14 protein-coding genes are annotated in these 17,541 nt (G+C 73.5%); 6 read left to right on the top strand and 8 right to left on the bottom strand.

What is annotated here, in order from left to right; translation table 11 throughout:
* From QWM81_RS15570 to QWM81_RS15580, 3 genes are all read right to left on the bottom strand, one after another.
* A partial coding sequence (locus tag QWM81_RS15570) for a biotin/lipoyl-containing protein (protein WP_290112570.1) occupies positions 1-335 on the bottom strand: 335 nt, incomplete at its 3' end.
* A gap of 61 nt (positions 336-396) precedes the next feature.
* Entirely contained in the window at positions 397-1,785 is a 1,389-nt protein-coding gene (gene lpdA, locus QWM81_RS15575; RefSeq protein ID WP_290112571.1) for a dihydrolipoyl dehydrogenase, read from the bottom strand.
* 396 nt (positions 1,786-2,181) lie between these two features.
* The gene (locus QWM81_RS15580) at positions 2,182-3,708 is read right to left on the bottom strand and encodes a leucyl aminopeptidase (protein ID WP_290112572.1); all 1,527 of its coding nucleotides are present in this window, start codon (positions 3,706-3,708) and stop codon (positions 2,182-2,184) included.
* 313 nt (positions 3,709-4,021) lie between these two features.
* Between QWM81_RS15580 and QWM81_RS15585 the strand changes: the two genes are divergently transcribed.
* The 5 genes from QWM81_RS15585 to QWM81_RS15605 are packed head-to-tail and all read left to right on the top strand — an operon-like array spanning position 4,022 to position 10,592.
* The gene (locus QWM81_RS15585) at positions 4,022-6,061 is read left to right on the top strand and encodes a hypothetical protein (protein ID WP_290112574.1); all 2,040 of its coding nucleotides are present in this window, start codon (positions 4,022-4,024) and stop codon (positions 6,059-6,061) included.
* A 23-nt stretch (positions 6,062-6,084) separates the two neighbouring features.
* The gene (gene pelF / locus QWM81_RS15590) at positions 6,085-7,695 is read left to right on the top strand and encodes a GT4 family glycosyltransferase PelF (protein ID WP_290112576.1); all 1,611 of its coding nucleotides are present in this window, start codon (positions 6,085-6,087) and stop codon (positions 7,693-7,695) included.
* Positions 7,695-9,143 carry a hypothetical protein gene (locus tag QWM81_RS15595; RefSeq protein ID WP_290112577.1) on the top strand — a complete coding sequence of 483 codons (1,449 nt, stop codon included), beginning with the start codon at positions 7,695-7,697 and terminating at the stop codon, positions 9,141-9,143. Before pelF ends, QWM81_RS15595 begins: the two co-directional genes overlap by 1 nt.
* A 49-nt stretch (positions 9,144-9,192) precedes the next feature.
* Positions 9,193-9,801 (top strand): spherulation-specific family 4 protein, encoded by a 609-nt coding sequence (locus QWM81_RS15600; protein WP_290112578.1) that lies wholly within the window; start codon positions 9,193-9,195, stop codon positions 9,799-9,801.
* Complete coding sequence (locus QWM81_RS15605) at positions 9,801-10,592, top strand: endo alpha-1,4 polygalactosaminidase (RefSeq protein ID WP_290112579.1); 792 nt, start codon at positions 9,801-9,803, stop codon at positions 10,590-10,592. The genes QWM81_RS15600 and QWM81_RS15605 overlap by 1 nt, the downstream gene beginning before the upstream one ends.
* A 45-nt stretch (positions 10,593-10,637) precedes the next feature.
* On the opposite strand, the gene QWM81_RS15610 is transcribed toward QWM81_RS15605, so the two are convergent.
* Positions 10,638-10,841, bottom strand: coding sequence for a cold-shock protein (locus tag QWM81_RS15610; protein ID WP_290112580.1), 204 nt, complete (start codon positions 10,839-10,841; stop codon positions 10,638-10,640).
* Positions 10,842-10,909: 68 nt separating this feature from the next.
* A complete protein-coding gene (locus QWM81_RS15615) occupies positions 10,910-11,719 on the bottom strand; it encodes an adenosylcobinamide-GDP ribazoletransferase (RefSeq protein ID WP_435372373.1) in 810 nt (269 codons plus the stop codon).
* Between the two features lie 67 nt (positions 11,720-11,786).
* On the opposite strand from QWM81_RS15615, the gene QWM81_RS15620 reads away from it, so the two are divergent.
* The gene (locus tag QWM81_RS15620) at positions 11,787-12,617 is read left to right on the top strand and encodes a hypothetical protein (RefSeq protein WP_435372374.1); all 831 of its coding nucleotides are present in this window, start codon (positions 11,787-11,789) and stop codon (positions 12,615-12,617) included.
* A 631-nt stretch (positions 12,618-13,248) separates the two neighbouring features.
* Here the strand turns inward: QWM81_RS15620 and QWM81_RS15630 are convergent.
* The 3 genes from QWM81_RS15630 to QWM81_RS15640 all read right to left on the bottom strand — a co-directional run bounded on the left by QWM81_RS15630 (position 13,249) and on the right by QWM81_RS15640 (position 17,499).
* Positions 13,249-15,006 carry a phosphatidylglycerol lysyltransferase domain-containing protein gene (locus QWM81_RS15630; RefSeq protein ID WP_290112584.1) on the bottom strand — a complete coding sequence of 586 codons (1,758 nt, stop codon included), beginning with the start codon at positions 15,004-15,006 and terminating at the stop codon, positions 13,249-13,251.
* Positions 15,007-15,132: 126 nt separating this feature from the next.
* The gene (gene cobT, locus QWM81_RS15635; protein ID WP_290112662.1) at positions 15,133-16,239 is read right to left on the bottom strand and encodes a nicotinate-nucleotide--dimethylbenzimidazole phosphoribosyltransferase; all 1,107 of its coding nucleotides are present in this window, start codon (positions 16,237-16,239) and stop codon (positions 15,133-15,135) included.
* A gap of 60 nt (positions 16,240-16,299) precedes the next feature.
* On the bottom strand, positions 16,300-17,499 hold the full coding sequence (locus tag QWM81_RS15640) for a bifunctional adenosylcobinamide kinase/adenosylcobinamide-phosphate guanylyltransferase (protein ID WP_290112586.1): 1,200 nt from the start codon (positions 17,497-17,499) through the stop codon (positions 16,300-16,302).
* Positions 17,500-17,541: the final 42 nt, after the last annotated feature.

Below are 17,541 nucleotides of genomic sequence, written 5' to 3' on the forward strand. Positions count from 1 at the left end.
GCCGCCTGCGCGGGGGCCGCCGGCGCCGGAGCCGCCTGCGCCGGGGCCGGGGCGGCCTCGGCGGCGGCCGGAGCCGGGGCCTCGGCGGGCGCGCCCGTGCCGTCGTCGATGACGGCAAGCTCGGCGCCGACCTCGACGGTCTCGTCCTCGGCGACCTTGATGGAGGACAGGACGCCGGCGGCCGGGGCGGGGATCTCGGTGTCGACCTTGTCGGTCGAGACCTCCAGCAGCGGCTCGTCGGCCTCGACGCGCTCGCCCTCGGCCTTCAGCCAGCGGGTGACGGTGCCCTCGGTGACGCTCTCGCCGAGCGCCGGCAGGGTTACGGAAACCGGCATGGTTTCAGTTGCTCCTATCGAATGGTGCGGTAAGTGGTCGTCGCGCCCGGGACTGAAGGCGTCAGTCGTGGGAGTGGAGGGGCTTGCCGGCCAGGGCCAGGTGGGCCTCGCCGAGCGCCTCGTTCTGCGTCGGGTGGGCGTGGATGAGCTGCGCGACCTCGGCCGGCAGCGCCTCCCAGTTGTAGATCAGCTGAGCTTCGCCGACCTGCTCGCCCATGCGGTCACCGACCATGTGGACGCCGACCACGGCACCGTCCTTGACCTGGACGAGCTTGATCTCGCCCGCGGTCTTCAGGATCTTGCTCCTGCCGTTGCCCGCGAGGTTGTACTTCAGGGCGACGACCTTGTCCGCGCCGTAGATCTCCTTGGCCTTGGCCTCGGTGATACCCACGGAGGCGACCTCCGGGTGGCAGTACGTCACCCGGGGCACACCGTCGTAGTCGATCGGAACGGTCTTCAGACCGGCCAGACGCTCCGCCACCAGGATGCCCTCGGCGAAGCCGACGTGCGCGAGCTGGAGGGTCGGGACGAGGTCGCCCACGGCCGAGATCGTCGGAACGTTCGTACGCATGTACTCGTCGACGAGGACGTGACCGCGGTCCATCGCGACGCCCTGCTCCTCGTACCCGAGGCCGGCGGAGACCGGGCCGCGGCCGATGGCGACCAGCAGCACCTCGGCCTCGAAGGTCTTGCCGTCCGCGAGGGTGACCTTGACACCGCTGTCGGTGTACTCGGCGCTCTGGAAGAACGTACCGAGGTTGAACTTGATGCCGCGCTTGCGGAAGGCGCGCTCAAGAAGCTTCGAGCTGTTCTCGTCCTCGGCCGGGACGAGGTGCTTCAGGCCCTCGACGATCGTGACGTCCGTCCCGAAGGACTTCCACGCCGAGGCGAACTCGACGCCGATGACGCCGCCGCCCAGGATGATCGCGGACTCCGGGACCCGGTCCAGCGTCAGCGCGTGGTCCGAGGAGATGATGCGGTTGCCGTCGATCTCCAGGCCCGGCAGCGACTTCGGTACGGAGCCGGTGGCGAGGAGGAGGTGACGACCCTCGACGCGCCGTCCGTTCACATCGACCGAGGTGGGGGAGGAGAGCCGGCCCTCGCCCTCGATGTAGGTCACCTTGCGCGAGGCGACCAGACCCTGCAGGCCCTTGTAGAGGCCGGAGATCACGTCGTCCTTGTACTTGTGGACGGCCTTGATGTCGATGCCCTCGAAGGAGGCGAGCACGCCGAACTGGTCGGCCTCACGGGCCTGGTCCGCGATCTCACCGGCGTGGAGCAGGGCCTTGGTGGGGATGCAGCCGTTGTGCAGGCAGGTGCCGCCGAGCTTGTTCTTCTCGATCAGTGCGACGTCCAGGCCAAGCTGCGCGCCCCGCAGGGCCGCGGCGTACCCGCCACTGCCACCGCCGAGGATCACTAGGTCGAAAACGGTGCTGGCGTCGTTCGCCACGTCACGTCCTCCATGCATGTGCGCCGGTCGCCGGCCTTCCATGACCGGGCGGCGGCTGGTGTTCGGCCGCTGATTCTTCGGCCCTGTGGTGGGGGCCCTGTCCTGCCGAGAACCCATCTTCGCACTTGTTCCCGGAACAGGAGACGCCGGGCCCGGGCGTGAGACGGGCGGGCCCGCCCCCGGGGCCACCCGGCGGTGGTGGCCCCGGCGCCCCGGCGGTCGTGGCCCCGGGGCCCGCCCGAGCACGCTCGGGCCGCCCCGGGGCGCCGGCTGGGTGCGGCCGGAGGGAGAACGTGAGCGGGGGTGCACCCCACGCCCGCGGGCCGTAGGGGGCGATCGACCGTCGACGCACGCTTGAGCGCCCCGGAGCCGAACCGAGCCCTGAAGAGCCGAGCCCTAGAAAAGATCCGTGCGCTCCGCCAGCTTCACCAGCGTGCGGACCGCCGAGCCCGTGCCGCCCTTCGGGGTGTAGCCGAAGGGGCCGCCCTCGTTGTAGGCCGGGCCCGCGATGTCCAGGTGCGCCCAGGTGATGCCCTCGCCCACGAACTCCTTGAGGAACAGGCCCGCCACCAGACCGCCGCCCATCCGCTCACCCATGTTGGCGATGTCGGCCGTCGGCGAGTCCATGCCCTTGCGCAGGTCCGCCGGGAGGGGCATCGGCCAGGACTGCTCGCCGACCTCCTGCGCGATCTCGTGGAGGGAGGTACGGAAGGCGTCGTCGTTCGCCATGATCCCGAACGTGCGGTTGCCCAGCGCCAGCACCATCGCGCCGGTCAGCGTCGCCACGTCGACGATCGCGTCGGGGTTCTCCTCCGAGGCGCGGGTCAGCGCGTCGGCGAGCACCAGGCGGCCCTCGGCGTCGGTGTTCAGCACCTCGACCGTCTTGCCGCTGTACATGCGCAGCACGTCGCCGGGGCGGGTGGCGGAGCCGGACGGCATGTTCTCGGCGAGCGCCAGCCAGCCGGTGACGTTCACCGGCAGGCCGAGGCGGGCGGCCGTGATGACCGCGGCGAACACCGCGGCGGCGCCGCTCATGTCGCACTTCATCGTCTCGTTGTGGCCGGCCGGCTTGAGGGAGATGCCGCCCGAGTCGTACGTGATGCCCTTGCCGACCAGCGCCAGCGTCTTGGCGGCCTTCGGGTGCGTGTACGCGAGCCGCACCAGCCGCGGCGGGTTCTGCGAACCGGCGCCGACGCCCAGGATGCCGCCGTAACCGCCCTTGGCGAGCGCCTTCTCGTCGAGGACCTGCACCTTGATGCCGTGCTCCTTGCCGGCCGCGCCGGCGATGGCCGCGAAGGACTCGGGGTAGAGGTCGTTGGGCGGGGTGTTGACCAGGTCGCGGGCGCGGTTGATCTCCTCGGCGAGCGCGACGGCGCGCTCGGCGCCGGCCTTGTACGCCTTGTCGCGCGGCTTCCCGCCCAGCAGCGTCACCTCGGCGAGCGGGCCCTTGGCGTCCTTGCCCGCCTTGCCGTCCATCCCGGACCGGTACGCGGTGAAGGCGTACGCGCCCAGCAGCGCGCCCTCCGCGATCGCCTCCGCGTCCTCCACCGCCTCCACCGGCAGCGCGAACGCGGCCTTCTTGGTTCCGGCCAGTGCGCGGGCGGCGCACCCGGCCGCGCGGCGCAGCGCCTCGGAGTCGAACGACTCGCCCTTCTCCGGGGCCGTACCCAGACCCACCGCCAGCACGACCGGGGCCTTCAGGCCGGCCGGTGAGGGCACCTTGGTGACCTCACCCTCGCCGCCGGAGGCGCCGAGGGTCTCCAGGACGGTGGCGAGCTTTCCGCCGAACGCCTTGTCCACGGCCTCGGCGCCCGGTGCGACGACGAGTCCCTTGCCGCCCTTCGGGCTCTTGGCGACGCCGACGACGAGAGCGTCGGCGCGCAGTGTCGCCGCGCCGGCGGTGCTGAGAGTGAGAGCAGTCACGGTGGTGAATTCTCGCTTCCGTTGAGTTCTGAGGCGGCCTGCGTCCGTCAGGGGGTGGCCGGCCGGGCCTGCCGCATCGTGATTCGGCCCATGAAACGCCGAAGCCGAGCCTACGCGTGCCACCCGAGTTGGCTCACAGGGGCGGCAATTCACTCATCCGTGGCGTCCGCTCAACGTTTGTGCCGTCCATCCATGAGAGCTGCGTCACACTCCCCGCATTCGTGCAAGGGAGGGACGTGCCCCTTTGCATCATCTCCACAGATCCTCCGCGTGCCCGCATGCGCGCGGAGGGCCCACGAGGGGGGAAGTGCGCATGCAGGCATACGGATTCGCGAGCGGCCGGGCCGCCGGGGCGCTGCTGGCAGCGACGCTGCTGGTCACGGCCGTTCCGGCGGGTTCCGCCGCGGCGGCCGGGGCGGCGCCGCGCGTCGACCTGACGGTGCTGGTCGTGGACGACGGCGGCGGAGCGGTCGGGGCCATCACATCCGAACTGAAGGGTTCCGGCGTGCCCCACCGGACCGTGCGCCTCACCGACCCGGCCCGCCCCGTCATCGACGCCGCGTTCCTGGCCGACACGGCCGATGGGCGGCCCCGCGCCAAGTACCAGGGCGTGGTGCTGCCCGACGAGGCGCCGCAGGGCCTGGCCGCGACGGAGCGGGCCGCCCTCACCGCGTACGAGAAGACCTACGCGATCCCGCAGGTGGACGCCTCCACCTGGGCGCACCCGGGGGTCGGCCTCGACCACACCAGCGACGGCGGGCGTTCCGGCGTTCTCGACGGCGTGCGGAGCGCCGTCACCGCCGCCGGGCGGACGGGCCCCTTCCGGTACCTCGACGGGCCGCTCACCTTCGAGGACAACGACCCGGACATCTCGGAGAGCTACGGCTACGCCGGACGCCCCCGCGAGGGCTTCACCAGCTACCTGGACGTCCCCACCGACGACGGCGGGCGGGCCAGCCTCATCGGGGAGTACACCCACGACGGGCGGCGCGAACTGGTCGTCACCTTCTCCTACAACCAGCACCAGCGGCAGTTCCGGGCACTCGCCCGCGGCATCGTGGAGTGGCTGACCCAGGGCGTCCACCTGGGGCGCAGCCGCAACTACTTCGCCGTCCACGTCGACGACGTGTTCGCCTCCGACGCCCGCTGGGACACCGAACGCGACTGCACGCCCGGCGACTTCGACTGCGCGGGTGGTGACGGCGAGGGCACGGCGCCCATCCGGATGACGGCGGCGGACGCCCAGTACACCGCCCAGTGGCAGCGTGCCCGCGGCTTCACCCTCGACATGGTCTACAACGCGGGCTCGGGAGAGGCGTGGAAGGCCGGGCACGGCGGCAGCGACCCGCTCACCGCCCAGCTGCTGGCCGACCGCGCCCAGTACCGCTGGGTCAACCACACCTACACGCACCCCTTCCTCGGCTGCGTCCAGGACACCTCGACCGTCCCCTGGAGCTGCGCCAAGGACGCGTACGGCGACACCCGCTACGTCAGCCGCGCCGAGATCGCCGCCCAGATCCGCGACAACCACACCTGGGCCGTCGACAAGGGCCTGGCCGTCGACCGCACCGAACTGGTCACCGGCGAGCACTCCGGCCTGCGCACCCTGCCGCAGCAGCCCGCCGACAACCCCAACCTCGCGGGCGCGCTGGCCGACAACGGCGTCAGGTGGATCGGCAGCGACAACTCCCGCGAACCCCGGCAGCGCCCCATCGGCGCCGCGCGCACGGTGCCGCGCCACCCGATGAACGTGTACTACAACGTCGGCACCGCCGCCGAGATGACCGACGAGTACAACTGGATCTACACGGACAAGGAGGACGGCGGCAGCGGCGCCTGCGCGGACGACCCGGCCTCCACCTGCCTCGACGAGCCGCTGGACGTCACCACGGGCTACGCGTCGTACATCGTCCCGCAGGAGGCCCGCACCGCGCTCGGTCACGTCATCGCCAACGACCCGCGCCCGCACTACGCCCACCAGTCCAACCTCGCCGAGGAGCGCCTCCTCTACCCGGTCCTGGACAAGGTCCTCGCCGACTACCACGCCCTCTTCGCCGACAACACCCCGCTCGTGAACCTCCGCCACCGCGACATCGGTACGGAACTCCTCCGCCGCGCCGCCTGGGACAAGGCCCTCGCCGACGGTGAGGTCACCGCCTACCGTGTCGGGAACACCGTCACCGTCAAGGCGCCGGCCGGCGTACCCGCCCCGGTCACCGCACCCGAGGGCACCCGCAAGCAACAACTGCTCGGTACAGCGCCCTTCGGCACGCCGTACGCCGGTGCCCGCTCCGCCTGGACCGCGCCCGAGGCGTTCCAGTCCGCGATTACGCTCACGCTGCCGACCGCCTGACCATCCACCGGGGGGACACATCCATGCCGAGCAGCGGCCGTCACGTCACCATGCTCACGGAAGGCACCTACCCGCATGTCCACGGCGGCGTCAGCACCTGGTGCGACCAGCTCGTACGGGGTATGCCCGAGGTCGACTTCCACGTCCTGGCCCTCACCGGCAGCGGCCGCGAACCGGTCACCTGGGAGCTGCCGCCCAACCTCTACCGGCACACCTCGTTTCCGCTGTGGGGCCCGGCCCGCGGCCGGGGCCGGCCCCTCATCGGCCGCGAGCGGCGCCGCTTCACCGACACCTACGAACGCTTCCTGCTGTCGATACTCGACCCGTCCGCCGGCTGCGACTTCGGCGAGAGCCTCTACACCCTCGCCTTACTCGCCCGGCGCGGCAGACTGTCGACCGCCCTGCGCTCGGAGTCGGCGCTGCGCTCCCTGATGTGGATATGGACCATGCCGCACCTGCGGACGGCCGCCGCCCGCCCCACCGTCCACGACGCCCTGACCGGCACCGACCTCCTCGAACACGCGCTGCGCCCGCTGGCCGCCCGGATACCCGGCGACAGCGTCGCCCACGCCGTCTCCAGCGGCCTCGCCACCCTTCCCGCGCTGGCCGCCCAGCGCTTCGAAGGCGTACCGTTTCTCCTCACCGAGCACGGCATCTACCTGCGTGAGCGCTACCTCGGCTACCGCAGCGAGGCCCAGCGGTGGCCCGTCAAGGCCCTGATGCTCGGGTTCTACCGGGAGCTCAACTCCCTCGGCTACCGCAAGGCCGACCTGATCACCCCCTGCAACCAGTACAACCGGCGCTGGGAAGAGCGCGGCGGCGCTCCGAAGGAACGTATCCGCACCGTCTACAACGGCGTCGACCCGCACGCCTTCCCGCTCGCGGGACCCGAACCGGCCCTGCCCACCCTCAGCTGGTGCGGCCGGATCGACCCCATCAAGGACCTGGAGACCCTCATCCGGGCGTACGCCATCGTCCGCGCCGAACTGCCCGAGGCGCGGCTGCGGTTGTTCGGCCCCGTCCCGGCCGGCAACGAGGACTACCGGACCCGGCTGGAGAAGCTCGCCGCCGAACTGGGCGTCGGCGACGGCATCACCTTCGAGGGGCGCGTGAGCGATGTGGCCCGCGCCTATGCGGCCGGCAGCCTGGTGATGCTCTCCTCCATCAGCGAGGGATTCCCCTTCTCACTGATAGAGGCCATGTCGTGCGGACGGGCCACCGTCTCCACCGATGTGGGCGGGGTACGGGAGGCGGTCGGCGACACGGGTCTGGTCGTGCCGCCGCGCGAGCCCGCCGTGATGGCCGAGGCCGCCATGGCGCTGCTGCGCGACAGCGAGCGGCGCGCCGAACTGGGGCGGCGGGCCCGGCAGCGGGTCATCGACCAGTTCACGCTGCGCCGGTCGGTGGACGGCTTCCGCCGCATATACCTGGAGCTGGCCGGGGCGCCGGAGCCCGGCCCGGAGGCCGAGGAGACCCGCGACTGGACGCTGCGACTGCGGATCACCGACCCCTGGCGCGACGTCCCCACCGAGGAGTTCCCCGGCGGGGACTTCGCCGCTGAAAAGTTCCCCGGCGGGGACTTCGCCGCTGAGGGACTCGTCGCCGAGGGGTTCGTCGCGGGGGAGGCAGCCTGATGAGCGGCTCCCTGTGGCTGAAACCCACCACCGGCCAGGACACCCTGCCCGCCCTGCCGCGCCCCCGGCCCAGCTGGGCCGCCGCCGACCCCATCGACGAACTCACCCACCGGCTGGAGGAGGTGATAGCCGCCGCCGTCCACCCCGACGAGATAGCGGCCATCCTCGAATCCGACGGCATGACGGACGACCACATACGGCTCACCTACGGCCGCCAGGACTCCTTCGCCCTCGCCGAAGACCTCTACGCGCGCGTGGAGCGGCGTTTCCCCGAACCGCCGGGCCCGCCCGCCGACCCCTCGCACACCGGCCTCACCGGCTGCCTGCTGCGCGGCCTGGTCTTCGCCCTCCCCGGCCTCGCGTACGTCATCGGCGCGCCCTTCCTCGCCGGCCCGCCCGGCGCGCTGGGCCTGCCCGCCGGTACGGTCCCGCTGCTCGCCGGAGCGGTCACCGGCTGGGTGTGGAACCAGGCCCTGGCCCACCGCGCCTACTCCTGGCTGGGCCTCGGCGACCGCCGCGCCGCCGCCCGCACCCTGCTCAGCGGCGCCCCGGCCGGTGCCCTGGCCGGCGCGGTCGTCGCCGTCGCCGCGGCCGGGCCGGGGGAGTGGGGCGCCGCCACGTTCGCCGCCGGACAGGCGCTGTACCTGGCCGCCGCGACCGTACTGCTCGTCCTGGACCGCGAGAAGGCCCTGCTGGGCGCGCTGCTGCCGCTCGTGGCGGGCGCCCCCGTCGCCTTCTGGACCGACCCGCCGCTCGCACCGCGCACCGCCCTGCTGCTCGCCTCCCTCGTCGCGGCCGTCGCCCTCGCGCTGCACGCCCTGCTGCCGGCCGGGCCACGCGCCGAGGCCGGACGGACCGCGCCCCGGCTCGCCGCGTCCCTGCCGTACGGGCTGTTCGGGCTCGGCACCGGCGGGCTCGTCCTGTACGCCGCGATCGGCGACGTCCTGGCCGAGGGCGCCGGTGCCCCGGTGGCCGCGCCGACCGCCGTGGCGCTCACCCTCTCGATGGGCCCCGCCGAGTGGCTGCTGTACCGGTTCCGTGGCGAGAGCCTCGCCGGGCTGCGGGCCACCACCAGCGCCCGCGCCTTCCGCCGCGCCACGGCCACCACGCTCGTGCTGTGCCTCACCGCGTACCTGGCGGTGCTGCTGCTCCTGGCGGTGGCCGGGACACTGCTGTGGCCGGGCGCGCCCGCACTCGGCGGCTTGCGGCTGGTGTCGCTGCTGCTGATCGGTACGGTGCTGTGGGCGGCCCTGCTGCTCCAGTCCTTCGGGGCGGTGCTCAGTGCCGCGGTGGTGTGCGGGGCGGCGGCCGGGGCGCAGACGGTGGCACTGGCGACGGGCGCGGGCGACCCGAGGCTCGCCGGCGCGGCCGCCTCGGGGGCGGCGGCCGTGGTGCTCACCGTCCTCGGCTGCGTACTGCTCGGACGGGCGACCGCCCACCGCGTGTGACGCGACGCATCTGACGTAGAGGCACCTGACGTAAAGGAAACGACGAACCGTGGACCTCCTGGTGCCGTACTACGAGCACCCCGCCGACCGCCCCGCCGAGTGGGACGCCATCATCGCCGCCGCGCCCCGGCTCTACGGGGTCGTGCTCAACCCCGCGAACGGCGCCGGCCCCGCCCCCGACCCCGCGTTCGTGACCGTCGCCGACCGGCTGCGCGCGGCCGGGGTGTGCGTCCTCGGCTACACCGACACCGGCTACGGCCGCCGCCCGCACGCCGACGTCCTCACCGACCTGGTCCGCCACCGCGACTGGTACGGCGCGGACGGCGCGTTCCTCGACCAGGTCCCCACCGAGCCGGAGTTTGTCGCGCACTACCGCCGCCTGGGCGTGGCCGCCCGCGCGGCCGGCGCCGCCACGCTCGTCCTCAACCACGGTGCCCACCCCCATCCGGCGTACGCCGAACTTGCCGACCTGCTGGTCACGTTCGAGGGCCCCTGGGACACCTACCGCGCCCTGGACCTCCCCGTCGCCGACCACTACTGCCACCTGGTCTACGCCGCCCCGCCCGGCGCCCGCCCCACCACCCGCGTCCGGTGCGCGGTCCCCGGCGGCGGGGACCACCCGTGGGGGACCCTGCCGCACGTCCTGGCGGGTGCGTGATGCGACGCGCGCTCCCCGTGCTGCTGGCCGCCCTGCTCCTGCTGGCCGGGTGCACCAGCCCGTCCGACGACGACCCCGCCCCGCCGCGCCCCGGCCGCTGGCAGCCCGAGCCCGGCCTGGCCTGGCAGTGGCAGCTCAGCGGGCGCCTCGACCCGAGCGTCGACGTCCCCGTGTACGACATCGACGGCTTCGACCAGAGCGCGGGCGCCGTCGCCGACCTGCACCGGCGCGGCCGCAAGGTGATCTGCTACCTGTCCACCGGCGCCTGGGAGGACTGGCGCCCGGACGCCGCGGCGTTCCCCCGGACGGTCATCGGACGCGGCAACGGCTGGGACGGCGAGCGGTGGCTCGACATCCGCCGAACCGACGTCCTCCGGCCGCTGATGGCGGCCCGCCTCGACATGTGCCGGGACAAGGGCTTCGACGCGGTCGAGCCCGACAACATGGACGGCTACGCCAACGACACCGGCTTCCCCCTCACCGCCGCCGACCAGCTCCGCTACAACCGCCTCATCGCCCGACTCGCCCATGAGCGCGGCCTCGCGGTCGGTCTGAAGAACGACCTCGACCAGATCCCCGAGCTGGTCGGCGACTTCGACTTCGCGGTCAACGAACAGTGCGCCGAGCACGACGAGTGCGACCGGCTCAGCCCCTTCATCGCCGCGGGCAAGGCGGTCTTCCACGTCGAGTACGAACTGCCGACGCGCGCGTTCTGCCCGCAGGCGGAGCGGCTGCGGATGAGCTCGATACTGAAGCGGTACGAACTGGACCCCTGGCGCCGGGCATGCTGACGGCGCCCCGCGCGATGCCGTGCGGGGCGCCGTGGGTGGATACGGTCAGGCGGGTGTGACGTTCTCGGCCTGCGGCCCCTTCGGTCCCTGCGTGACGTCGAACTGGACCTTCTGGCCCTCGTTGAGCTCGCGGTATCCGGTGGCGGCGATGGCCGTGTAGTGGACGAACACGTCGGGGCCGCCGCCGTCCTGCTCGATGAAGCCGAAGCCCTTTTCCGCGTTGAACCACTTCACAGTGCCGGTTGCCATGTTGATCTCCTTCTTCCTCCCCCCACGACTACCGGGCCGCGGCACCCTTCAAACGTCCCCTGCCCCAGTCAGCCGAGTGTCAGCGCGACCAGCGCCGCCGTGGCCGCCGTCTCCGCCACCGCCCCGAACACATCGCCCGTCACCCCGCCGAACCGGCGCACACAGCGGCGCAGCAGCAACTCGGCCGCCCCCAGCGCCACCACGGCCGCCAGCGCGTGCCGCACGGCGCCCCCGGGCCCGGCCACCAGCCCCGCCCCGGCGCACCCGGCCACCACCAGCGCCGTCACCGCGAGCGCCGGCCCCGCCGGAACCGTGCCCGCCACCACCGCGCCCAGGCCCTCGGGGCGAGCGGCCGGCACAGCGGTACGGGAGGCGAGGGTGAGCGCCAGACGGGCGACCGTGCCGCTGACGGCCGCCGCGGCCATGCCGTACGCCCAGCCGGCCGTTCCCTCCGCGTACAGCCGGTGCAGCGCCGCCACCTGGGCGAGCAGGACGAACACCAGCGTGATCACCCCGAAGGGGCCGATGTCCGACTGCTTCATGATCCGCAGCGCGTCCTCGGCGGGCCTGCCGCTGCCCAGTCCGTCCGCCGTGTCCGCGAGCCCGTCGAGGTGCAGGCCCCGGGTCAGCAGCGCCGGCACGGACACGGACGCCACGGCGGCGAGCAGCGGGCCCGCGCCGAGCAGCAGGAGCAGCCCCCCGGCCGCCGCCGCGGCGAGGCCCACCAGCAGGCCCGCGAGCGGCGCGCACAGCATCCCGGCGCGGGCGGCGTCGCGGTCCCAGCGGGTGACGCGGGCGGGCAGCACGGTGAGGGTGCCGAAGGCGAACCGTATGCCGTGGCCGCCCGTACGGGTGTGGGAAGTGGTCACCGCGGGCACAGTAGTCGCTGCTGGCAACAGGTAAATTGCCCATATTGCCCATAGAGCGCAATCCGGAGCGGGTGGCATGGGTCACTGGTTTTACCGCAACATCGTCGAACCGGGAAAGCTCCCGTTGCTGGTCGCCCTGGCCTCTTTCATCCTGACGTTCCTGATCACCCGTACCGTCACCCGCCTGATCCGGGCGGGCAGGGGGCCCTTCCGCAACGTCGGGCGCGACGGGCTGCACATCCACCACGTGGTGCCGGGTGTCGTCCTCACGCTGATCGGCGGGTTCGGCGCGGTCGCCGTCGGGCGGCACGGCGCGGCGCCCATCGTGTGCGCCGTGCTGCTCGGGGTGGGCGCGGGCCTCGTCCTCGACGAGTTCGCGCTGATCCTCCACCTCGACGACGTCTACTGGACCGAAGAGGGCCGCAAGAGCGTGGAGGTCGTCGTCCTGACCGCCGCCCTCCTCCTGCTGGTCCTCGGAGGCTTCTCGCCGCTCGGCGTCAACGAGGTCAGCCAGGCGGAGCTGCAGAGCCGCACCAGCGTCCTCCTCAACTACGGCCTGAACTTCCTGTTCGTGCTGATCGCCCTGTTCAAGGGCAAGTTCCGGATGGCGATCATCGGTACGTTCGTCACACCCGTCGCCGTCATCGCGGCGCTGCGCCTGGCTCGCCCCGGGTCCCTGTGGGCCCGCCGCTTCTACCGCCGCAGGCCCCGCGCGCGGGCCAAGGCGGGGCTGCGGGCCTTCCACCACGACCGCCGCTGGGACCGGGTCAGGCGCGGCTTTCACGACCTGATCGCGGGCGCCCCGGACCGCGTACTGCCGCTGCGCCACTCCCCGGGCGCGCCACCGCGTCCACCGGAACGCGGGCCCGGCGGCCGGTCCGGTGACCGGTCCGACGACCGGCGCTGACGCCAGGACGCGACCGCGCACACCACCAGGACCGCCACGATCGCCGCCAGGTGCTCCTTGCCCGCGAGGTTGCACTTCACCAGCACCTCGACCACCATCGCCGCCACCACCAGGCCACCGGTCAGCCAGGCCCGGTAGTGCCAGCAGACGAACACCGCGAGCCCCACGACCGCCGCCGAGGGGCCGGTGTCCATGACGGCCGCGTCCGACGCGGGCAGCCCCAGCCCGAGTGGGGCGTCCGGGCCGAGCGCGATACCGATCCGCGCGTACAGCGTCCCGCCCAGCGTCGCGGCGTACGCGATCAGCAGCGTACGCAGCCGGCCAAGACAGATCTCCGCGATGCCGAACACCAGCAGGATCTGCGCCAGCGCGCCCCACACCGGCAGGTCCAGCGCCGGTACGAACAGCGACAGGGGCGTGCGCAGCAGCGCCGTCCACAGCGGGTCCTCGGCGCGCACCGCCCCGATGGCGTGCACCGGCCCCAGGCCCCAGGGCTGGTTCTGTACGAGCTGGAAGGCGGCCGTCAGGCAGACCGCGCCGAGCGTCATGGCGACTGCCCGCCACGTCCGCGTCACCAGCGCCGTCGTCACGGCCGCGTAGATCGCCCCCCACTCGCGGCGCGCGAACCGTCTCACCGCCGGCCGTCCAGGTGCCGGTGCATCCACTTCGGCAGTCCCGGAGCCTCCGGGAAGCCTTCCGCGCGGCCGGCGGCCAGCCCGATGCGCAGCAGGTCGGAACTCTTCTCGAAGAGCATGAAGCGCGGCTCCCAGATCGGTCGGTACTTGGCGTTGGCGCGGTACAGCGACTCGATCTGCCACCAGCGGGAGAAGAAGCTGAGCAGCGAGCGCCACAGTCGCAGCACGGGGCCGGCCCCGAGCCTCGCGCCACGTTCGAAGACCGACCTGAACATCGCGAAGTTCAGTGAGACCTGAGTGATCCCGATCTCCCCGGCGCGCTGGAGCAGTTCGATGACCATGAACTCCATCAGGCCGTTCTCGGCGTCCCGGTCCCGCCGCATCAGGTCCAGCGACAGGCCCTTGGGCCCCCACGGCACGAACGACAGCAGGGCGCGCGGCCGGCCGTCGGCGTCGGTGCATTCGAGCATCACGCACCGCCCGTCGGCCGGGTCGCCGAGCCGCCCCAGGGCCATGGAGAAGCCGCGCTCGGTCGCGCCGTCGCGCCAGTCGTCGGCCAGCCGCACCAGGTCGGCCATCTCGTCGGCCGGGATGTCCTCGTGGCGGCGGATGCGCACCTGGTACCCGGCGCGTTTGATCCGGTTGTAGGCCTGGCGCACGGTCCGCATCGCGCGCCCCTCCAGGGTGAACTCGCCCGTGTCGACGATCGCCTCGTCGCCCAGCTCCAGGGCGTCCATGCCGTGGCGGGCGTAGACGGTGCCCGCCTCCTCGCTCGCGCCCATCACGGCCGGGATCCAGCCGTGCTCGCGCGCCTGCGCCAGCCACGGCTCGATCGCGCCCGGCCAGGCCTCCGGGTCGCCGATCGGGTCGCCGGAGGCGAGGCAGACGCCGCCGACGACGCGGTAGGCGACGGCCGCCTTCCGGGTGGGCGACCACACCACGCTCTTCTCCCGGCGCAGGGCGAAGTACCCCAGCGAGTCGCGCTCGCCGTGCCGCTCCAGCAGCGCCCGCAGCTGCTCCTCGTCCTGCGGGCCGAGCGGATCGACGACCCGGCGGGAGCGGAACGCCGCGTACAGCACGGCGATCAGCAGGAGCGCCGCCATGACGTTGATGACGACGTCCACCCAGCCCGGCGTAGTGATGTTGGGCAGGCCTGAGGCGTCGGGGACGAGTGTGAACAGGCGCAGCACGCCGTAGCGCCAGCGCTCCAGGAAGGTGGAGGGGGCGGTGGCGGTGTTGGTCGCGGTGACGAGCAGGGCGGCGAGCAGCGAGGTGACCAGCAGCCCGCCCACGGCCACGGCGGTGGCGAGGGCCGGGTTGGAGCGGTCGCCCTTGGCGTAGAACTCGCGGCGGCCGAGGAGCAGCGCCAGCACGAAGGCCGCGGTCAGGAGCAGCGAGACCCAGTTCTGGGGGTGTCGCCGGATCTCCGGGAGGAGCGCGACGGCGGCGAGGAGCAGGAGGAGGAACAGCCCGCCCAGTACGGAGTTGAGGATCCACGCGGCCCGCTTGCGGCGGCGCATGGTGATCGCCAGGAAGAGCGTGAACGCCCCCGAGGCGAAGCCGGCGGTGAGCAGGTACGGCGTGAAGTAGTTGTCCGTGTTGTGCCGCCGCAGGTCCTGGCCGAGGGAGACCCACACGGCGCCCAGGAAGTTGATGAAGGTGACGACCCGCAGGTACCAGACGGCGAACGCGGCGCTGCGCCGCGACCGGACGGTGCTGCCGGGCGCTTCGGCGGTCAGACGGACTTCTCCCATGAAACGCGATCATATGGGGCATCACGTGACATGGCTGGGCGTGCGGTACGGCCGCCGTCCGTTCAGCGGCAGCGGCCGTACCGGCGCACCTCGGTCGCGCTGGGACCGCTGGCGTGGGTGCGGCCGTCAGCCCTCGACGGGCTTCCCCTCGACCGCCTTCTCCGGCTCCTCCGCCTTCTCCGGCTCTTCCAGCTCCTCCGCCTTCTCCGGCAGCTCGGCGGCGAGCGCCGCAGCCGCCTGGACGAGGGGAAGCGCGAGCAGTGCCCCGGTTCCTTCCCCCACCGTGACGCCATGGTCGAGCAGCGGGTTGAGCGCCATCCGGTCCAGCGCCTTCGACTGCGCCGGCTCACCGCTCACCTGACCCGCCAGCCACCAGTCCGGCGCCCGGAAGGCGGCACGCTGCGCGACCAGCGCGCACGCCGCCGACACCACCCCGTCCAGGATCACCGGCATCCGCCGCACCGCGCTCTGCAACAGGAAACCGGTCGTCGCCGCCAGGTCCGCGCCGCCCACCGCCGCCAGCAGCTCCAGCTGATCGCCCAGGACGGGCCGGGCCCGGCGCAGCGCGTCGCGGACCGCCGCGCACTTGCGCATCCACGCCAGGTCGTCGATCCCGGCCCCGCCCCGGCCGGTCACCACCGAGGCGTCGGTGCCGCACAGGGCGGCGATCAGGGCCGCCGCGGCGGTGGTGCCCCCGACGCTGACGTCGCCGAGCACCACCAGGTCCGTCCCCGAGTCGGCCTCCTCGTCGGCCACGGCCATCCCGAGGCGTACCGCCTGCTCCGCCTCCTCGGCGGTCAGGGCGTCCTCGATGTCGATACGGCCGCTGCCGCGCCGCACCCGGTGGCGTACGACCTCCTCGGGCAGCAGCTGGGGGTCGCAGTCCAGGCCGGCGTCGATGAGCCGCACCGGAACGTTCATCCGCCGTGCCAGCACGGCGACCGGGCTGGCCCCGTCCAGCACGTCACGCACCAGTTCGTGCGCACTGCCCGCGGGCCGGCCGGACACGTCCAGCTCCGCCACCCCGTGGTCACCGGCGAACAGCACCACGCGCGGCCGGTCGATGGGCCGGACCGGCACGGACCCCTGAGCGGCCGACAGCCACTCGCCCAGCTCGTCGAGACGGCCGAGCGTGCCGGGCGGCACGGCGAGGCGCTCCCGGCGTTCCTCGGCGGCACGCCGGATGCCGCTGTCGGGGCGCTCGATCAGGTCGGAGAAGTCGTCGAGATTCAGCCTGCTCATTCGCCGAACAGTACCGTCACCGCCGCCGGGGTGGCCCTGCGCCGGGGGCGGTCAGCCGCGCAGGGCCAGCACCTGGCCCGCCACCACCAGCAGCACGTGCTCGCACTCGTCGGCGAACCCCGCGTTCAGCCGCCCCAGCTCGTCACGGAACCGCCGCCCGGCCGCCGTGGCGGGCACGACCCCCGCCCCGACCTCGTTGGTCACGGCCACGACCGTACGCGGGGTGGCCCGCACCGCCGCGATCAGTTCCGCGACCCGCTCGCGCAGCTCCCGCTGCCCGCTCTTGGCCCAGGTGTCGTCGTCCCAGGCGCCGACCCGGTCCATCGCGTCCGTCAGCCACAGCGACAGGCAGTCGATCAGCAGCGGCGGCCCGTCCTCGGCGAGCAGCGGCGCCAGCTCGCACGTCTCCTCGGTACGCCACGAGCCCGGCCGCCGGTCGCGGTGGGCGTTCACCCGGGCCGTCCACTCGGTGTCACCGTCACGCGTGCCACCCGTCGCGACGTACACCACCCCCGGGAACGCCTCCAGGCGCCGCTCCGCCTCCAGCGACTTGCCCGAGCGCGCACCGCCCGTCACCAGGGTCCGCCGCGGCACATCGGGCACCTCGTGGTACTCGCCCACGGTCAGCGTCGACCCGTCCGGCACGGCCCGCGCACCGGCCGCGGCCAGGCGCCGGTCCAGCTCGTGGCCGGGCGGGGCGTCATGGTCCAGGTGCACCGCGATGACGTCCGTCGCCGGGCCGACGCCGCCGGTGGCCCGCAGCCGCGCGATCGCGTCGGGCCGCCCGACGACGTCCGCGACGACCATGTCGTACGGCCGCCTCGCCTCCGCGGCGCCCGCCGGAGCGGCACCCGGCGGCAGGTACAGCAGCCGCAGGCCCTCCAGCGACGTCACCTCGTACCCGGTGCCGGGGGCGTCCATCGGCACGGCCCGCACCCGGTGCCCGCTGATCAGCGTCAGCTCCCGCCCGTCCGGCACCCGGCCGGCCGTCGGCAGCCCGGCCGGCAGCTCCAGGGCCGGGCCGTCGTGCGGATGGGTCAGCAGCACCTGCCGTACGCCGGTCAGCGAGTGCCCCGCCCGGGCGGCCGCCAGCGCGGCCCCCGGCGTCAGGTCGAGCAGCAGCGCCCCGTCCACGAGCAGCGCGGTGGCGGCGCGCGCCCGGGTGCCGCGGGCGGTGGCGCACGCGGCGCAGGGGCAGTCGGGGCGGGGCAGCCCCTCGGGGGCGCCGGTGCCGAGCAGAGTCACGTCCACATGACGATCCTCCCGCGTCCCCGCGCGGGGTGCGCGCCCGGC

Origin of the sequence: Streptomyces ficellus (assembly GCF_030406405.1) — a bacterium.
GTDB classification, from domain to species: domain Bacteria; phylum Actinomycetota; class Actinomycetes; order Streptomycetales; family Streptomycetaceae; genus Streptomyces; species Streptomyces ficellus_B.

Coding starts and splice junctions, on each gene's coding strand:
- QWM81_RS15585 (WP_290112574.1), top strand. CDS start 4,022: ATGCAGGCATACGGATTCGCGAGCGGCCGGGCCGCCGGGGCGCTGCTG.
- pelF (WP_290112576.1), top strand. CDS start 6,085: ATGCCGAGCAGCGGCCGTCACGTCACCATGCTCACGGAAGGCACCTAC.
- QWM81_RS15595 (WP_290112577.1), top strand. CDS start 7,695: ATGAGCGGCTCCCTGTGGCTGAAACCCACCACCGGCCAGGACACCCTG.
- QWM81_RS15605 (WP_290112579.1), top strand. CDS start 9,801: ATGCGACGCGCGCTCCCCGTGCTGCTGGCCGCCCTGCTCCTGCTGGCC.
- QWM81_RS15610 (WP_290112580.1), bottom strand. CDS start 10,841: ATGGCAACCGGCACTGTGAAGTGGTTCAACGCGGAAAAGGGCTTCGGC.
- QWM81_RS15620 (WP_435372374.1), top strand. CDS start 11,787: ATGGGTCACTGGTTTTACCGCAACATCGTCGAACCGGGAAAGCTCCCG.
- QWM81_RS15630 (WP_290112584.1), bottom strand. CDS start 15,006: ATGGGAGAAGTCCGTCTGACCGCCGAAGCGCCCGGCAGCACCGTCCGG.